The sequence below is a fragment of the Microcystis sp. M44BS1 genome, assembly GCF_020244875.1.
GTDB classification, from domain to species: Bacteria; Cyanobacteriota; Cyanobacteriia; order Cyanobacteriales; family Microcystaceae; genus Microcystis; species Microcystis panniformis.
This window is the reverse complement of record NZ_JADBVM010000113.1, coordinates 22987-39411: the sequence shown is the minus strand read 5'-3', so window position 1 is coordinate 39411 and position 16425 is coordinate 22987. Positions and strand designations below refer to the sequence as shown.

General features: G+C 43.8%; 17 protein-coding genes. 10 read left to right on the top strand and 7 right to left on the bottom strand.

Annotation, left to right across the window (positions count from 1 at the left end):
- Positions 1-153 precede the first annotated feature (153 nt).
- Positions 154-1041 (bottom strand): helix-turn-helix domain-containing protein, encoded by an 888-nt coding sequence (locus IM515_RS08275; RefSeq protein ID WP_287630047.1) that lies wholly within the window; start codon positions 1039-1041, stop codon positions 154-156.
- A 197-nt stretch (positions 1042-1238) separates the two neighbouring features.
- On the opposite strand from IM515_RS08275, the gene carA reads away from it, so the two are divergent.
- From carA to IM515_RS08250, 5 genes are all read left to right on the top strand, one after another.
- Positions 1239-2387 carry a glutamine-hydrolyzing carbamoyl-phosphate synthase small subunit gene (carA, locus tag IM515_RS08270; RefSeq protein WP_287630046.1) on the top strand — a complete coding sequence of 383 codons (1149 nt, stop codon included), beginning with the start codon at positions 1239-1241 and terminating at the stop codon, positions 2385-2387.
- A 74-nt stretch (positions 2388-2461) separates the two neighbouring features.
- A complete protein-coding gene (locus IM515_RS08265; protein ID WP_287630045.1) occupies positions 2462-2812 on the top strand; it encodes an STAS domain-containing protein in 351 nt (116 codons plus the stop codon).
- 3 nt (positions 2813-2815) lie between these two features.
- Positions 2816-3232 carry a Mini-ribonuclease 3 gene (locus tag IM515_RS08260; protein ID WP_287630044.1) on the top strand — a complete coding sequence of 139 codons (417 nt, stop codon included), beginning with the start codon at positions 2816-2818 and terminating at the stop codon, positions 3230-3232.
- Positions 3233-3272: 40 nt separating this feature from the next.
- The gene (gene rlmB, locus IM515_RS08255; RefSeq protein ID WP_287630043.1) at positions 3273-4139 is read left to right on the top strand and encodes a 23S rRNA (guanosine(2251)-2'-O)-methyltransferase RlmB; all 867 of its coding nucleotides are present in this window, start codon (positions 3273-3275) and stop codon (positions 4137-4139) included.
- 112 nt (positions 4140-4251) lie between these two features.
- Positions 4252-4548 (top strand): DUF1816 domain-containing protein, encoded by a 297-nt coding sequence (locus tag IM515_RS08250; RefSeq protein WP_002768846.1) that lies wholly within the window; start codon positions 4252-4254, stop codon positions 4546-4548.
- Between the two features lie 342 nt (positions 4549-4890).
- On the opposite strand, the gene IM515_RS08245 is transcribed toward IM515_RS08250, so the two are convergent.
- Both IM515_RS08245 and IM515_RS08240 read right to left on the bottom strand, forming a co-directional pair.
- Positions 4891-6324 carry a bifunctional orotidine-5'-phosphate decarboxylase/orotate phosphoribosyltransferase gene (locus IM515_RS08245; RefSeq protein ID WP_287630041.1) on the bottom strand — a complete coding sequence of 478 codons (1434 nt, stop codon included), beginning with the start codon at positions 6322-6324 and terminating at the stop codon, positions 4891-4893.
- Between the two features lie 12 nt (positions 6325-6336).
- Positions 6337-7341, bottom strand: a complete 1005-nt coding sequence (locus IM515_RS08240; protein ID WP_287630040.1) for a CHAD domain-containing protein — start codon at positions 7339-7341, stop codon at positions 6337-6339.
- 118 nt (positions 7342-7459) lie between these two features.
- Here IM515_RS08240 and IM515_RS08235 point away from each other — a divergent pair, with 118 nt between their 5' ends.
- Positions 7460-8989, top strand: coding sequence for a glycine betaine ABC transporter substrate-binding protein (locus IM515_RS08235; RefSeq protein WP_287630038.1), 1530 nt, complete (start codon positions 7460-7462; stop codon positions 8987-8989).
- Here IM515_RS08235 and cysS read toward each other — a convergent pair.
- Positions 8972-10414 (bottom strand): cysteine--tRNA ligase, encoded by a 1443-nt coding sequence (cysS, locus tag IM515_RS08230; RefSeq protein WP_287630037.1) that lies wholly within the window; start codon positions 10412-10414, stop codon positions 8972-8974. The genes IM515_RS08235 and cysS overlap by 18 nt on opposite strands.
- Positions 10415-10416: 2 nt before the next feature.
- Between cysS and IM515_RS08225 the strand changes: the two genes are divergently transcribed.
- Positions 10417-10692 (top strand): hypothetical protein, encoded by a 276-nt coding sequence (locus IM515_RS08225; RefSeq protein WP_002768835.1) that lies wholly within the window; start codon positions 10417-10419, stop codon positions 10690-10692.
- 230 nt (positions 10693-10922) lie between these two features.
- Positions 10923-11198, top strand: a complete 276-nt coding sequence (locus tag IM515_RS08220) for a hypothetical protein (RefSeq protein ID WP_002768833.1) — start codon at positions 10923-10925, stop codon at positions 11196-11198.
- 15 nt (positions 11199-11213) lie between these two features.
- Here the strand turns inward: IM515_RS08220 and IM515_RS08215 are convergent, their stop codons facing one another.
- On the bottom strand, positions 11214-12386 hold the full coding sequence (locus tag IM515_RS08215; protein ID WP_287630035.1) for an NAD(P)/FAD-dependent oxidoreductase: 1173 nt from the start codon (positions 12384-12386) through the stop codon (positions 11214-11216).
- A gap of 121 nt (positions 12387-12507) precedes the next feature.
- Between IM515_RS08215 and IM515_RS08210 the strand changes: the two genes are divergently transcribed.
- The gene (locus IM515_RS08210; RefSeq protein ID WP_287630034.1) at positions 12508-13149 is read left to right on the top strand and encodes a Uma2 family endonuclease; all 642 of its coding nucleotides are present in this window, start codon (positions 12508-12510) and stop codon (positions 13147-13149) included.
- Positions 13150-13173: 24 nt separating this feature from the next.
- Positions 13174-13815, top strand: coding sequence for a Uma2 family endonuclease (locus IM515_RS08205; protein ID WP_287630033.1), 642 nt, complete (start codon positions 13174-13176; stop codon positions 13813-13815).
- Here the strand turns inward: IM515_RS08205 and recN are convergent.
- Both recN and rppA read right to left on the bottom strand, forming a co-directional pair.
- Positions 13792-15546, bottom strand: a complete 1755-nt coding sequence (gene recN, locus IM515_RS08200; RefSeq protein WP_287630031.1) for a DNA repair protein RecN — start codon at positions 15544-15546, stop codon at positions 13792-13794. The two genes, IM515_RS08205 and recN, sit on opposite strands and share 24 nt — an antisense overlap.
- A 182-nt stretch (positions 15547-15728) precedes the next feature.
- On the bottom strand, positions 15729-16409 hold the full coding sequence (rppA, locus tag IM515_RS08195; protein ID WP_287630029.1) for a two-component system response regulator RppA: 681 nt from the start codon (positions 16407-16409) through the stop codon (positions 15729-15731).
- Positions 16410-16425: the final 16 nt, after the last annotated feature.

The window sequence follows — 16425 nt, the reverse complement described above, 5'->3', positions numbered from 1 at the left end:
GATTATTGGTAAGCTAGTTCTACTCTGAATGAAATTGGCATATTTTCTTAGGGTAAACTCATCTAAGCTGAATTCTCTCAACGAACCCGCGCGAGTCCCCACCCTCAGCAACGGGTTCGGCGGAGACTTTTCAGTCTCCTATCCCCTAATTCCCTACTCTAAAGCGTAGATACGACCATCCATGAGCAGACGGGTGATCCCTTTAGCTTCCAGTTGAGCGTGAGCTTTTTCGATCAGGCGACCGTCGGGAACTTTAATCACTTTTTCCTTGCGCTTGGAGAAACGACGAGCGATGCGATGACTTTCAAAGATGGGGAGGGTGCGCTGCTGGATTTCCTGAGGGGGAACCTTACCCAATTCGGCAAAATCCTTGAGGGGACGGGTGATTAATTCGGCAGCGCGATCAATTACCAAGTAACAGGTTTTGGGAAAAGCCGCCGCCGAGAGGGGTAAGATCTGTAGTTGGGCGGTTTTAACGATAGTCGGGCCTAAATAGCTGTCCGCTAGTTCTCCCTCATCTTCATCTTCATCTTCATCTTCATCTTCATCTTCATCCTCCTCTTCATCCCAATCCTCGTCAAGCTCATCTTCCTCGATAGCTTCGACGAAAAACTCGTTTAAATTAGCGGTTTCTAGGGTCTTATCGCCATTAATTTCCGTGTCTTCCGGATTATCTGCTTCTGGCGAGTAAGAGGTATCCATTAACAGGGTTAATTGTTCCACAGAAGCGATCGGTGGCTCAAAATCCCGCTCATCCTTAGCTTCGGTGCGCGCTGCCCGAAAACTAATCACCTCGATCGCTTTTTCCGGTAAATCCGCTGCTGCCTCCTCCTCCTCAAGGCCGCGACCATTGCGGGCCAAGCGTTTTTTCTGGATTAACTGCTCGTATTCCTCGCCAGAAAAAGAATTTTTGAGAAAACGACTGACCGTAGAACTACTCACGCCATAACGCTCGGCTAACGTGGAAGTGGTGGCCTCCGTTTCCCGATAAAGCTTAAGAATTTCTTTTTTCGTGGCATCAGTCAGTTTTCTTGGACTCATATTACTTATATAGTTATTTTTTAAGCGATAGGATTTTGCCGATGGCTAGTCAGGGGAAGCTGTTGTCTTTGAGCGGACGTACTCTTAATCATAAAACGCCCTAGCCAATTAAAACTAAGCAATTCGTTTTCTAGTCCCTGTTCTAGTCTATCCTTGACTTCTGTTTCTCACCACTACTCAAGATTAAAAAATTGACGATGATATCCAGTGCTGCTAGTCAAAAAGCCTTATTAGTTCTGGCCGATGGTACGGTTTACGAGGGTTATTCCTTCGGCTCCCAGGGAACCACCGTCGGCGAAGTTGTCTTTAACACAGGGATGACCGGTTATCAGGAAGTCCTCACCGATCCCAGTTATGCTGGTCAAATCGTCACTTTTACCTATCCAGAATTGGGAAATACGGGGGTTAACCCCGAAGATGAGGAGTCAATTCGTCCCCAGGTCAAAGGAGCGATTGCCAAAAACATCTGCCACCGGCCCAGTAATTGGCGTTCTAGCCAATCCCTACCGGATTATCTGGCCGCTCATCATGTTATTGGCATCTATGGCATCGATACCCGCTCCCTGACCCGCAAAATTCGCTCGGTTGGGGCGATGAATGGGGCAATTTCGACGGAAATACTCGATTATCATGATTTACTGCGACTGGTGCAGGCAGCCCCCAGTATGGCCGGGTTAAATCTCGTTAAAGAAGTTACCACCAAGGAAGTGTACGAATGGACGACTCCCACCCCGTCCGCCTGGGAATTTGCGCCAATTGATAGTGATCAAGAACCGTTAACGGTGGTGGCGATCGATTTTGGCATCAAACGCAATATTCTCCGGCGTTTAGCCAGCTACGGTTGTCGGGTGATCGTGGTTCCCGCCGACACTCCCCCGGAAAAAATCGCCGCATATAATCCCGATGGTATTTTCTTTTCTAACGGACCGGGAGATCCGGCGGCTGTCACCGAAGGAATTGCCCTAGCCAAGCAACTTTTGCAAGGGGAAAAACCGACTTTTGGCATCTGTATGGGTCATCAAATTTTGGGGCTATCCCTAGGAGCAGAAACCTTTAAACTGAAATTTGGTCATCGCGGGTTAAATCAACCCTGTGGACTCCAGCAACAGGTGGAAATTACCAGTCAGAATCACGGTTTTGCCGTGCAGGAGGCATCTTTAAATCCGCAAGTGGAGATTACCCATCTCAACCTCAATGATCGCACCGTAGCCGGTTTAAAACACCGGTCTTTGCCCTTTTTCTCGGTACAATACCACCCCGAAGCCAGTCCCGGCCCCCACGATGCCGATTATCTGTTCGCCAAATTTGTCGATTTAATGCGGCAAGCAAAAAAGGATCGGTCGTAAATTTTTAGGATATACTAGGGTTTTGATTTTTACGGCTCTAGAGCTAGGAGGCGATTATTCCAGAAGCAATTAACTTGACCGTCAGCTTGCGAGGCACGCGTGAGGTCAGAGATAAGTACCAAATTTTCCGTTTGACGGGTCTTTTAGATGCCTTTTCCGAACCGACTTTTTGTAAGGTGATCGAAGGCTATGTGGAGCAAGGTCCCAAGGATGTGATTATTAGCCTCGCTCAGATTGATTTTATCGATAGCTCCGGTTTAGGGGCCTTAGTAAAATTGGTGAAAAAGGCCAAAACCGAAGGGGGCAGTTTACAAATTGTTACCAATCCCCGGGTGACTCAAACCGTAAAACTGGTGCGATTGGAGAAGTTTTTTTCCCTGCAACCCACCCTGGAAGCGGCGATCAAACATCTAGAAAAAGCGTAAATCGTGGAATCTCCTCTCGAACAAATTCGCTTACAGGTCAATGGCCAGGGTTCACCAATCCTAGAGGGTCTTGACCGATTATCGCCCGCTTCCCTGGCCTATCTAGGGGATGCTGTTTATGAATTATACATCCGCACCTATTATTTACTGCCGCCCCAGCGTCTGGGAGACTATCACGCTCAGGTGGTGGGCAAAGTCAGGGCCGAACAACAGGCTTTAGATTTAGCACAACTGCAGCCCTATCTGACAGACCAAGAAAAAGAAATTCTGCGCCGGGGACGCAATGCGGTCACGGGAAAACGCCGTCGTCTGACAGCCCAAGTCTATCAGCAGGCCAGCAGTTTAGAAACCCTGTTCGGCTATCTTTATCTACAAGACCCCTCAAGATTACATCAACTATTAGAAAAACTAGAATTATAGCCATCGGGATGACTCCCGACTCCTTTACTATTAATCAATCATGAGCGATCGACCATTTCGTGACAAGTCCGATAATCGTAATTCTCGCCGGCCCTTGCGGTCAAAAACTGGGCCAATTCTGGCTAAATCCCCGGCAGTAACTCCAGAAAACCAAGAAGCTGATGATCTGCTCTACGGTCGCCGGGTGGTTTTAACAGCCATGGAGGAGGAGCGCCAACTTAATCGGATTTGGGTGGTCAATCGACTCCGTTACGATCCCCGTTATCATACCCTCTTAGAAAAAGCCAAGGCCAACGGCACGGTAATTGATGAGGTGGATGATCTGCGTCTCGATCAGATTACCAATAAGGCCAATCATCAGGGGATTGCCGCCCAGATGTCTCCCTATGAGTATATAGAATTAGCCGATCTGATCGAGAAAGCTAAGGGCAGAAGTCGCCACCCCGTCATCGTCATCGCTGAAGGTATTACGGATCCCCATAACCTTGGGGCAATCATTCGCACCGCTGAAGCTATGGGTTGTCAGGGGGTAGTTATTCCCCAACGTCGCGCCGCCGGGGTGACATCGACAGTGATGAAAGTGGCGGCCGGATCCTTGGAATATTTACCCGTCGCTAGGGTGGTTAATCTCAATCGTGCTTTAGAGGAATTAAAAGCGGCCGGTTTTTGGCTCTACGGCACGGCGGCAAAAACTGGTAAATCTTTACACACAATCAATTTAACGGGTGCGATAGGATTGGTGGTAGGTTCGGAGGGAGAGGGTTTGAGTCTGTTGACCCAAAAGTCCTGCGATGAGTTGGTATCTATCCCTTTGGCAGGCAAAACCCCCAGTCTCAATGCTTCGGTGGCGGCGGGTATGGCTCTTTACGAGGTTTACCGGCAACGCTGGCAAAATTCCCCCGACTGAGAATCTGTATTTTTCGACACTCCCAATAGCCAAAAGGAGAAAGTATAAATAAAATAGGAAGGAAGTTTGCGAAATGTAAACGAACGTAACAAAACCACCAGAGTAGATTTAGATGGGGAACGAGATGAAAGAATTTTTGATTAGCTTACTGGAAAGGTTCGGATTAGCCTACTGGGTCGAGATTAAAACCGACTATCCCAGATGTACTTATTATTTCGGTCCTTTTCTCGCTAAAGACGAGGCTGAAGTCGCTCAAGCTGGTTACGAAGAAGATTTGAAAACAGAAGGAGCGCAGGGGATTAAATTGCATATAAAACGTTGTAAACCGAAAGATTTAACTATTTTTGAGGAAAAAGAAGAAAGCAAGCTCCTGAATACCCTAAAGGTCTTACGCAGTCAAGTTTCTTAACAATTTTCAGTGATCAGTAATCAGTGATCAGTAATCAGTAATCAGTGATCAGTAAACAGTAAACAGTGAAAAGACAGCAGGAAACTGCCATTTGATGAGGCTCACTTAATACATACTGCTTAGGGACTTGCGTGGGAATAATATCCCAATCGATCGGAGGGCGCAAGCTTTGCGCCCCTACAGTAACGGATTTTGTCCACAATGTAGGGGCGAACTGCGTTCGCCCAAAAGGTACATTATCAAAGCGCAAGTCCCTTACTTAAAACTGATAACTGATAACTGGTAACTGATAACTGATAACTGGTAACTGATAACTGATAACTGATAACTGATGGCTAAATATCAATGGGAGCGATTTAAAAAACAGCTATATTCTGCTTCTGTCAGTCTTCCCGCTTCGTAGAGAGTATCGGTAATTTCTGCTAGGGTTAAAACCGAATAAGGTTGATAACCATGGCTACGAAGTTTATCTTTAACGGGGCCACCATGGTCGATAAAAACCACGATATCATTAACTAATAATCCCGCCGATTTAATCTTTTCTGCCCCCTCGATCGCACTTTTGCCAGAAATTAAAATATCGTCCACTACTACCACGGTTTCCCCCACCTGAAAATTACCTTCAATTACTCTTCTTGTGCCGTGAGCTTTTACTTCTTTGCGGGGGAAAATCATCGGATGATTTAATAATAAAGATAAACCCGTGGCTGTGGGTAAAGAACCGTAGGGAATACCAGCAACGCGGTCAAATGTCAAGGTTTTTAATATTTCTCCATAGGCTTCAATTACCTGCTGAAAAATATTAGGATTAGAGATAATTTTTCTCAGATCAATATAATAGGAAAAAGTTTCTCCCGATGCTTGCACATAATCGCCAAACATCAAGCAGCCAATATCAAATAATTGTAGAATTAAATCCTGATGAGGATGTTGTTTTAAAAGACAAACGTTAGCAGTCCAAGTCTCATCTTGGCTCGATTCTTGCTGGTGATTTTGTTTAATTTTGTTGACTTCCTCGCGTAAATCCTTGACTTTTGCTCCCAAATCAGGTTGAGATAAAAAGTCTTGGGGTACAGGAATTAATAAACCCTCGCCATGACTATTTAAACCCACAGTAATTAACTCGGAAAATTTACTTTTGTCTTCCCAAATACTGCGTAATAAAATCAATCTTTCGGGGGCAAAATTGCGAATCTTGGTCAAAATCTCTGGTTGAGTGGTTCCCACTTCTAAAAACACCTGTTCGGGAGTTCCCCAGGTGCAAGCTTCTTTGACAACTTGCAGATAAAAAGGATTGTCGCGACTGGGGAATTCTTGCAGATTAATTGCGCCTTGATTGGAAGTATGACAGAGGATAAAAGCGCCATGCTCGGGGTAAACTAAAAAAGGAGCAACGTGATCCTGTCCGGAGTAGGGATTGAGAGTAACCGCGTCCACCTGCCAAGTTTTAAAGATAGTCTCGGCTAAAATACTGCTGGTATTAATATCACCGTGTTTAGCATCCAAAATTACCGGGATATGAGCGGGAATTGCCGTTAAAATTCGCTGTAATAATTCTAAACCTGCCGCTCCCAAAGCTTGATAAAAACCTAAAGTTGGTTTGTAGGCACAGACAAAAGGAGCAGTTTCATCGATAATAAACTTGAGCCACCGTTCTAAATTAACGATTAATTCTCCCGGGGTGGAGGGCATCATTTCGGGGTTAGCATCTAAACCGAGGACAAGTAGAGTCTGGTTTTGACTAATGGCGTGGTTTAACTTTTGAAAAAAATTCATCGGTTCCTAATCTCAGGATTCTGGATTAGTTTCTAATTCTACACTATTTGGCCGAAAAATAGGCTGTAAAATTGTCTGGTGCAGACTTTTTCTGGTGTCAGCGTCAAGGAATTTCTTTTGTAAGGGTTGCCATTCTTGCCATTTTTGGTGACGGATATTTTGGAAAATTTCTAATAAAGTCGGCATTTCCTTGGCAAGACAATTGGGGAAAATTTTGCTAAGAAAATCCGAGAGAACACAACAATCCTGCATTTCTCCGAGAATACTTTGAAGGTTTTTAATGTCTTCTAGATACTCTTGATACTTGTCGCCATAAAACTGAGTGAATAACTCCATATTATAGCGGGAACGCTTGGCTTCTTTGCGGAGATCGTGCAGTAATAATCCTTCTTTTTCCAATAAGTCATCAATTTCTTGACTAGAAAACTCTCCTACTTTTTGATCTTCCTCTAAATTTACCCCAACTAACCAGCCTTCGTGCAGTAAAAAGCGACTCGCTTGCGGTAATAATAAGTCTGGTAAAACCGTGGCAATATCTAATTTTCCCATCGGTTGATAGGTGGGATTATCCAACCAAATGGCAAAATCTGCCTTAAAATTGAGAAATTTATCGGACTTTAACAGCTTTTCTACCTTAGCAAAAGCCTTCTTTCTTTGGCTTTCGAGAACTTGTAAAACTTTCTTCAGTAAATCCTGTTCTTGCGGGGGCAAAATTGGCTGATAATGACCGATAAAAGCCTCTTTTAACACATCTAAATCTCGCAATTCTCCTAAAATTCTGCCCAGATTACCCACCCGTTTTTGATCGGCATATTTCGGCATGGTTAAAGCGGGATCAAAACCAGTTAAGGTACTGCGAAGACGGCGCATTCCCACACGAATTTGATGTAATTCTTCTGGATCCTGATCGAGTAAAACCCCAGCTTCGTGTTTAAGAACTTTATGAAAATGTTTATCGATACCGATATAGGCCCAATCGGCAACAGTTTTAGCCCGAGGATTAAATTTGTTAGTCATTGGTCTTTAGGGAGGAAATAATGTCAAGATGGTGATAGAATCTTTAAGTAAAGACTGGAACTAATAGATACTATTTATTCTATACAATAGGATGAACCAGCCGCTTTAAGAGAAGTTTATGGATAGTTTTTGGCTAGATTATGGGGGGGAAATCGCTTTTCGCACAGGAGAGCATCTTTTCTTGACGGGAATAGCCATGGCTATGGGTAGCTTAATCGGGATTCCTCTAGGTATTTTAATTAGTCGTCAAGCTATTCTCGCTCAACCGATTATAGCGATCGTTAACACCCTACAGACTATCCCCAGTTTAGCCCTATTTGGTTTTTTAATTTCCGTGCCTTTTTTGGGAGGAATCGGCAAAATTCCCGCTATTGTTGCCCTAACTCTCTATACCTTACTGCCAATTGTTTTAAATACCTATCTGGGCATCAAAAAAGTTGATCCTGAATTAAAATTAGCCGGGTTATCCCTAGGTATGACCGACGGACAAATCCTGCGCTATATCGAATTACCCCTGGCCAGGGCGACAATTTTGGCAGGAGTGAGAATTGCCACGGTGATTGCTATCGGTGTGGCTACGATCGCAGCTGCCATCGGTGGCGGTGGTTTGGGAGTGTTTATTTTTCGCGGTATTGCCACGGTAAATAATCAGTTAATTTTGGCGGGGGCAATTCCTGCCGCTTTTTTAGCCCTTGTTGCCGATTGGAGTCTCGGTCGGCTAGAAAAGACCTTTACCCCTTCGCCACGTCCGAAAAAGCCCTCTAAATGGCAATGGGGATTAGGTTTAATCGGGTTGGCCTTGCTATCTTTCCTCTTGACTCAAATTTTCCATTCATCCCCCGGCACAGTGGTGATCGGTTCCAAAAATTTTACTGAACAGGTGATTTTAGGGGAAATTTTGGCACAGGAAATCGAAAAAGAGACGAATTTACGGGTTGATCGTCAATTTAATCTCGGTGGTACTCTGATCTGTCATGAAGCGGTGAAAGCGGGTAAAATCGACGGTTATGTGGAGTATTCCGGCACAGCTTTCACGGGAATTTTGCGAGAAAAACCCCTGAACGATGCCCGATTAGTCTCTGAAAAGCTGCAAAAGATTTATCCGGAAAAATTTAATCTAGAAGTCTTTCCCAGTTTAGGATTTGAGAATACTTTCGCCATTGTTATCCGGGGAGAAACCGCCAGTCAATACCATCTTAAAACTCTCTCGCAAGCGGCGAAATATACCCCCAATTGGCAAGCGGGTTTTGGTTATGAATTTTTGGAAAGGGAAGACGGTTACAAGGGATTAGCGAAGACCTACGGCCTAACTTTTGCCCGACCCCCGAAAGTGATGGATTTAGGCTTAATGTACCGCGCTTTAGCCGAAAAACAAGTGGATTTAGTGGCGGGAAATTCCACCGATGGCTTAATTCCCGTGCTAGATTTAGTCATCCTAGAAGATGATCGACGCTATTTTCCTCCCTACGAAGCGGTACCGATTTTTAACCGGGATAGTTTGCAAAAATATCCGCAATTGCGACAGGTTTTAGCCAAACTCACCGGCAAAATTACCTCCAGCACTATGCAGAAATTAAACTATCAGGTGGATGGACGCAATCGCAAAGTAGAGGAAGTGGCCGAAGAATTTCTAGTCTCCCTCTCTTAACCATTTAGTCACTCCCCCGGGTTGGTCGATTAAAGTAATGCCTTGGGCTTTTAATTCTGCGCGAATGCGATCGCTTTCGGCGTAATTTTTCGCTTTTTTTGCCTCTGTCCGTTGTTGGATGAGATTGTCGATTTCCGCTGCACTAATTCCCTCAGAAACAGGAGTTTCTCCCTGGTCGGCGGCAATTTCTAGACCCAAAACCCTAGACAATTTCACCAAAGTATGCCATTTTACCGCTAATTGGGCCAGATTGCTGTCTGTCTTACCCGCATGGGTTAAATTATTACCTTCCTTGCGTAACTCCTTAGCGATTTCAAATAACACCGCTAAACCACCGGCAAAGTTAAAATCGTGATTTACCGCCTCTTGAAAGCGATTTTCTAGCTCTTGGTCAGTAATTGTGGGATTATCTGGCGGAAGATGCTTATAACCAAAGGATAAACCCTCTTGTAAAGTATGCCAGCCATTAGTGGCCGCCTGCAATCCCTCATCGGAAAAATCGATCGGTTTGCGGTATTGGGCGCCTAAAATTAATAATCTCACGGCTAAGGGGTCATATTTTGCCAATAACTCGCGAATAGTGATGAAATTACCGAGGGATTTCGACATTTTTTCCCCGGCCACCTTAACCATGCCATTATGTAACCAATATTGGGCCAGAGGTTTACCCGTAGCCGCTTCACTTTGAGCAATTTCGTTTTCGTGGTGGGGAAAAATCAGATCACTTCCCCCCACATGAATATCGATAGTTTCTCCCAATTGTTCTTTGACCATAGCCGAACATTCAATATGCCACCCCGGACGACCTTGGCCCCAGGGAGAATCCCAACTAGGTTCCCCCGGTTTTGCCCCCTTCCAGAGGGCAAAATCGAAGGGGTCTTGTTTTTTAATTGCTTCCGGGTCGTCGGTTTCTACCCGGCCGCTGGCCCCAGCTTGCAGATCATCGAGTTTTCGCCCTGATAGTTTGCCATAATCAGAAAAACGACGGACGGAATAGTAAACATCGCCATCGCTGGGGTAAGCATAGCCTTTTTGTTCTAATTCATAGACTAGGCGCTTGATACCGTCGAGGGTATGAGTGGCCCGGGGATAAGCGTCCGCCGGTCTGACTCCTAATTTTGCCATATCCTCAAAGTAGGCCTGGATAAATTTCTCGGCCACGGCTGCCATGGTGGTGTGTTCATTTTTAGCCCGATTGAGAATTTTATCGTCAATATCAGTAAAATTCTGAATATAGCGCACTTGATAACCGAGATACTCCAAATAACGCCGCACCACATCCCAAACCACACAGGTACGCGCATGACCCAAATGGCAATAATCATAGACGGTAATGCCGCAGCAATACATGGAGACCATGCCGGGGATGAGGGGGGTAAAGGGTTCTTCGCGACGACTGAGGGTGTTGTAGAGGATTAAGGTCATGGATGGGGATTTTTTTCTGGGGAAAAAGGCTAGTCCAATTTTATAGCAGTTATTTTCAGTTATCAGTGATCAGTTATCAGTTATCAGTGATCAGTGATCAGTTATCAGTGATCAGTTATCAGTGTAAGTATCTAAGCACAATTAATTACACATCTAAGCCACTACTCCGTCAGACTTCTGCGGTGGTGAGCAAACAGAGAACTGAAAACTCAAATCCGATCCCTAATAGCTGTATCCCGTCTCCTGTCTCCTGTCTCCTGTCTCGACTAGGAAATTAATTTTGCACGACTACTTATCAGTGACCGCTAACCACTTTCCCTGATTTACCTACTATATTTTGTGTTTTTTGTCAAGGGGTTTTTGGGGTTTTAGTAAAGATGTGACGGGATAGGACTGTTTTGATGACAACTATTATTGATAGAATCGATAGAATAACGAGAGGAAAGCTTGATTGTTTGCCTCAACCGACAATTTTTAATTGTTAATAAACTTTGACCAGACCCTAACTATGAATGAACCACCTAATAGCGCTGGCGATGAAATCCAATTACCCCGGGGAGAAAGAGTTGACCAGCTAAGAAATCTCATCGAAACCCTACGCATTGCCGATGAAGTGGCCAATCGCGGTTATTTGATTACCAGCGCCGAAGTGGCCGATTTAATGGATATTAATCCAGGGGCCGTTACCAGTCGCGGCGACCATTGGCCGTGGCGAAATTGGGTAATCTCCCGGGTCAGACGCGAGGGAAACCAAATTCTTTGGCAGTTGGAAAAAGTCGATTAGGATTAATGGCAACCATCAGTTAATTTCTCTCTTGACTTTTGCAATTATTTCGTCATTTTCCCCCAGCAGATGACGCGCAAAACGTCGGGCCAGGGGCGGAGCCGATACAAGTGTACTGGTAAAGCCAGAAAATACCTGCAATCCCACTTTATCAGCGATCGCTCCCACTAAAGGCCGTCCCGAGGGAGCAAAAGCCACTAGGCAATGATGACAGCTGCCGGGGAGAGAGGCTAAAGAGGGCAGCAATGTCCCCACGGCGGCCCGTATTGCTTTTTCCCCGGCCAGAGGGTTTAAAATCGCGTCTGGATCGGTGATAATGGCGCTAATTTGCCCTAGATAAAGGCTTTGATCCCGGAATTGTACCGCCCCCGTTTCTAAAACACTGGCAATTATTTCTGGGGTTTCTCTCTGCCAAATGCCCTGCTTTTCTAGTTGGGTGATTTTTTGCTCTAATAGCAATCTGGCAGGAATTGCGGGCATAACTAGGGTGTTTAATTTGATCTCAGTGGGGGGAATTTTGATCACCTGGGCATGGGTAAAATAGACGGGAGCGGCAATACCGGATTTTTGCAGTAAAGACCGGGTTAATCCCCCCGCACAGACGATAGTTTCCCCAGCAGAATAATTATGTTTAGGGGTTTTTACGCCGGTAATTCTCGATGCAGTTTCAGTTAATTCGATGACAGCTTCCCGAATAATCGTGCCTCCCAGACGCAGAAAAGCTTGTTGATAGGCAAGATTAGTTTTTTCGGCGTTAATGTGACCGTGGGGCAGTCGTAAAACTCCAGAGATAGCTGCGGGATTTAATAGAGGTTCTAAAGCGATCGCTGCTTGCGGATCAAGAATTTCGGGAGTAATAGCAAAGATAGCAAATTTTTCGGCCACAGTGGCCGGATCATCTTCGGGGTTAACGGTGAGGATTAGCTCTATGTCCCGGTATTCGTTATCTATGCCCAGTTCCTGGGATAAATTGCGCTGAATTTCTCGACCTTCTTGGTATAATTTTCTCTGGATTTCTGTGGTAGCTGACCAATAGGCTAAACCTCCATAACTGTAGAAAGTGGCGTTGAGGGGATGGGTTTCTTTTTCTAATAAGAGGACTCGACTGCCTAGGTTAGCTAGTTCATAGCTTAAGGCGGAACCGGTGATACCACCACCGATAATTATATAATCATAAGTTGTGGTCATAATTGGGCTTATTTTTTCTCAATTAATCCATTCTATCATTATACTTGCTCAGTTCCCTGATTCTGATTTGATCAATAATTGCTATAATTAGAGAAAAAGTTCAAAGCGGGATCGGATAACTATGCAACAGCTAGAAACTAGGGGGATAACTGACTCATGGATTAAAGCTAGTTGGGAAGAATACCTAGAAGCGATTAACGATTTTCCAGAAAATCAAGGAAAAAGTTATTATTACAATGGCTATTATCGATTAGAAATGACTCCTATTGGATTTGAACACGCTAGAGATCATCACGTTGTCTTTTTGGGGGTGAGTCTCTACGCTATCCTCAAGGAAATTCCTTTTCAAGGACTCCCCACTTGTTCCTATCGCAAAAGAGGAATTAGAGAAGTGCAGCCAGATATATCTTACTATCTAGGAGAGAAAGCGAATCTGATACCAAATGGGACTTCGATTATTGATTTAAATCAGTATCCCCCACCAGATTTAGTCATTGAAATCTCAAAATCTACCCTCAATGATGACTTAGGCAATAAACGCTTACTCTACGAAGAATTAGGAGTTAGTGAATATTGGAGTGTTAACGTCGATTATCCTCAAATATTTGCTTTTGAAATAATCGATCGAGGTAGCAAAAGAATTGATATATCAAAGGTTTTACCTAATTTAAAACTTGCGGTTTTAGAGTCAGCTTTACAACAGGCACGCACTAGAGATCAAAGTCAGGTGGGACGTTGGTTAATCAGTCAATTTCAAGGTTAACCCCATAAAATCGAGGCGAAGATTATGCAACAGCTAGAAACTACTATCTCGACAGATTTATGGATTAAAGGTAGTTGGGAAGAATACTTAAAAGCAATTAAAAACTTCCCAGAAAATCAAGGAAAAAGTTATTATTACAATGGCTATTATCGATTAGAAATGACTCCTATTGGTAACGATCATGCCAGCGATCATGCTATTTTGATCTTCGCTGTTAGTCTCTATGCTACCCTAAAAAATCTGGCCTTTAGTGCCAAAGATAATTGCAGTTTTCGCAAGTCTGGTTATCGAGAAGTTCAACCGGATATATCTTATTATTTTGCAGAGAAAGCTAATCTAATTTCCTACGGTACTTCGATTATTGATTTAAATCAGTATCCCCCACCAGATTTAGTCATTGAAATCTCAAAATCTACCCTCAATGATGACTTAGGTAATAAACGCTTACTCTATGAAGAATTAGGAGTTAGTGAATATTGGAGTGTTAACGTCGATTATCCCCAAATATTCGCTTTTGAAATAATTGATCGAGGTAGTAAAAGAATTGATATATCAAAGGTTTTACCTAATTTAAAACTTGCGGTTTTAGAGTCAGCTTTACAACAGGCACGCAGCAAGGATCAAAGTCAGGTAGGACGTTGGTTAATCAGTCAATTTCAAGGTTAAATCCTGCTGTTTTTTGGCAGCCGCTTTATCCAATAAAGACTCGGCAAAAGCGATGGCAGCCGCTGCCGAATTTCCTCCCGTTAATTGTGCCAATTCTTCCCTTCTCGTCTGACGGTTATCGAGAGAAGTAACCCGGACAACCGTGCGAATTTCCGAGAGATTAGTAGAATTATCTTCGGCAATCATTTGTTTATAAACGCGAAAATGGTGATCAGCTAAAGCAGCCACTAAGGGTTGATGAGTAACGCATAAAACCTGATATTGTTGACCTAATTGATCTAATTTATCGGCAATTGCTTGAGCAACTTTTCCCGATACTCCCGCATCGATTTCGTCAAAAATTAGGGTTGCCGCTGCTGATTGGGATTGGGAAAAACAGGACTTTAAAGCTAGAAGAAAACGACTCATTTCTCCTCCAGAAGCGGTACTGGATAAAGGTTGGATTTTTTCCCCCGGATTGGGACTAAAATAAAATCCCACTTGATCGACTCCCAGACTGCTAGGATTACCCGGAGCAATCCGACAGACAAAAATCACCTTTTCCATGGCTAAAGGTTTTAATTCCTGTACCAATTGTTTTTCTAGTTGACTAGCGGTTTCTTGTCGCAAAAAGGTCAACTGGGTGCTAGTTTCTCGATAGATTTTTTCCTGTTGCTGACAAATTTTTTCTAATTCCTCAATCGATTGTCCTTCTCCCGTCAACTCCGCTAATTCCTGCTGTAATTTCTGATAATAATCGATCGCTTCGGCTAAACTTGGGCCATATTTGCGACAAATGCGCTTAAGTTGGATAATTCTCTCTTCTATCTCGTTCAATCTCTCCGGATCTGCCTCTAGACTATCCCCATAAACGTTGATTTCCTGTCCCGCTTCCACCACCTGATTTAATGCCGATCGCACCATTTCTAAAATTGGCTCTAAACTGCTATCATAAACCATCATATTTGTCAAGATATTGTCAGCTTTTCCTAACAAATCGGCGACGGCGGGTTGATCGCGATCGTTTTGGTAGAGGAGTTGATAGACTTGATAGCTGGAATTTTGCAAATCGACAGCGTGGGAGAGTCGGTTTCTTTCCTGTTCCAACTGTTCCAACTCGTTAGCGTCAGTTAAATTAGCTGATTCTAGTTCTTTTAGTTGATATTCTATTAAATCTAATCTTTGTAGGCGATTTTGTTCCGATTGCAACCTATTATTTAAACTATTCTTGCTTTCTTGCCAGTTAGCGTAGGCTGTGGCTACTTTTTCCCGCTGCCGCAGCAGCGATTCACCCCCGTAGAGATCTAATAATTCCCTCTGTCGATTAGCGTCCATTAACTGAACTGTTTGACCTTGAGCGGTGATTTCTACCAAAAAATCTCTTATTTGCGCCATTTGTTGGCGATTAGCGACGACTCCGTTAATCCGAGAACGAGAACGCAAGGAATTATTAGTAATCACTAATTCCCTGCTGATGGTCAGACTATTATCTTCTAATGGGTCAATTTCCTGACTTTCTAGCCAAGCAATTAATTCTGGAGTTAGAGAAAAAGTCGCTTCTAGGGTTGATTGTTGGCTTCCCTGACGGATGACGCGATGATTGACTTTACCACCGAGAACAATATCGATCGCATCTAATATAATCGATTTTCCTGCCCCCGTCTCACCGGTCAGTACATTTAATCCGTTCCCGAAAGTTAATTCTAAGCGATCGATGAGGGTAAAATTTTCAATTCGTAGGCAGGATAACATATGTCAGTAATCAGTAATCAGTTGCTAAGTAGGTAGGCGTTAAAAATTATCAGATGCCCCCTTATTAAGGGGGTATCCCCCCTTAATCCCCCCTTATCAAGGGGGCAGGGGGGATCGAACCTAAAATCCATTTTTAATTTAATTATAACCAGCTACTTATTCTCATTATCCTTCAGTATTCCCTAATTTTCCCCGAAACGGTAGCCCTTCCCATAGACAGTATTAATTAGAGGTGTTTCTCCGGCCGCTTCGATTTTACGACGCAGCAAGCGCATCAGGGCAGGAACCACATTACTATTAGGTTGCTCTCCTTCTGACCAGAGATGCTGATAAATTTGTTCATGGGTGAGAAGTTGCCCGGGATGGGTCATAAATAAAGTTAACAATTGTACTTCTTTTGCTGATAAACTAATCGTGCGACCGTGACGATAGGCCACTTGATTTTCGCTATCGAGTTCTAAATCAGCACATTTTAGTTTACTGCTGTTACTAGCTTCAAAATTGGGAGAACGACGCAATAAAGCGCGGACTCTCGCTAATAATTCTCGCAGTTGAAAGGGTTTGACTAAATAATCATCAGCGCCGGCATCTAATCCCGCCACTCGATCGTCTATGGTATCCTTAGCGGTTAGAAATAAAACGGGAGTGGTGTCCCCTTGATCCCGTAAATATTGACAGATTTGTAATCCAGATTGCTGGGGTAACATCCAATCGAGAATTAAGAGGTCATAATTATTCTCTCGTGCCAATTCTAACCCCGTCCGACCATTATCAGCAATATCAACGTCATAGCCTTCTTGAGCAAGAATTTGTTCTAAGGGTTCGGTTAATTCTTTTTCATCGTCAACGATAAGTATTTTCATAAAAGTAAAAAAGATG

Coding starts and splice junctions, on each gene's coding strand:
- IM515_RS08205 (WP_287630033.1), top strand. CDS start 13,174: ATGCAACAGCTAGAAACTACTATCTCGACAGATTTATGGATTAAAGGT.
- IM515_RS08235 (WP_287630038.1), top strand. CDS start 7,460: ATGGATAGTTTTTGGCTAGATTATGGGGGGGAAATCGCTTTTCGCACA.
- IM515_RS08215 (WP_287630035.1), bottom strand. CDS start 12,386: ATGACCACAACTTATGATTATATAATTATCGGTGGTGGTATCACCGGT.
- recN (WP_287630031.1), bottom strand. CDS start 15,546: ATGTTATCCTGCCTACGAATTGAAAATTTTACCCTCATCGATCGCTTA.
- carA (WP_287630046.1), top strand. CDS start 1,239: ATGATATCCAGTGCTGCTAGTCAAAAAGCCTTATTAGTTCTGGCCGAT.
- IM515_RS08240 (WP_287630040.1), bottom strand. CDS start 7,341: ATGACTAACAAATTTAATCCTCGGGCTAAAACTGTTGCCGATTGGGCC.
- IM515_RS08225 (WP_002768835.1), top strand. CDS start 10,417: ATGGGGATTTTTTTCTGGGGAAAAAGGCTAGTCCAATTTTATAGCAGT.
- cysS (WP_287630037.1), bottom strand. CDS start 10,414: ATGACCTTAATCCTCTACAACACCCTCAGTCGTCGCGAAGAACCCTTT.
- IM515_RS08220 (WP_002768833.1), top strand. CDS start 10,923: ATGAATGAACCACCTAATAGCGCTGGCGATGAAATCCAATTACCCCGG.
- IM515_RS08275 (WP_287630047.1), bottom strand. CDS start 1,041: ATGAGTCCAAGAAAACTGACTGATGCCACGAAAAAAGAAATTCTTAAG.
- rlmB (WP_287630043.1), top strand. CDS start 3,273: ATGAGCGATCGACCATTTCGTGACAAGTCCGATAATCGTAATTCTCGC.
- IM515_RS08245 (WP_287630041.1), bottom strand. CDS start 6,324: ATGAATTTTTTTCAAAAGTTAAACCACGCCATTAGTCAAAACCAGACT.
- IM515_RS08250 (WP_002768846.1), top strand. CDS start 4,252: ATGGGGAACGAGATGAAAGAATTTTTGATTAGCTTACTGGAAAGGTTC.
- rppA (WP_287630029.1), bottom strand. CDS start 16,409: ATGAAAATACTTATCGTTGACGATGAAAAAGAATTAACCGAACCCTTA.
- IM515_RS08210 (WP_287630034.1), top strand. CDS start 12,508: ATGCAACAGCTAGAAACTAGGGGGATAACTGACTCATGGATTAAAGCT.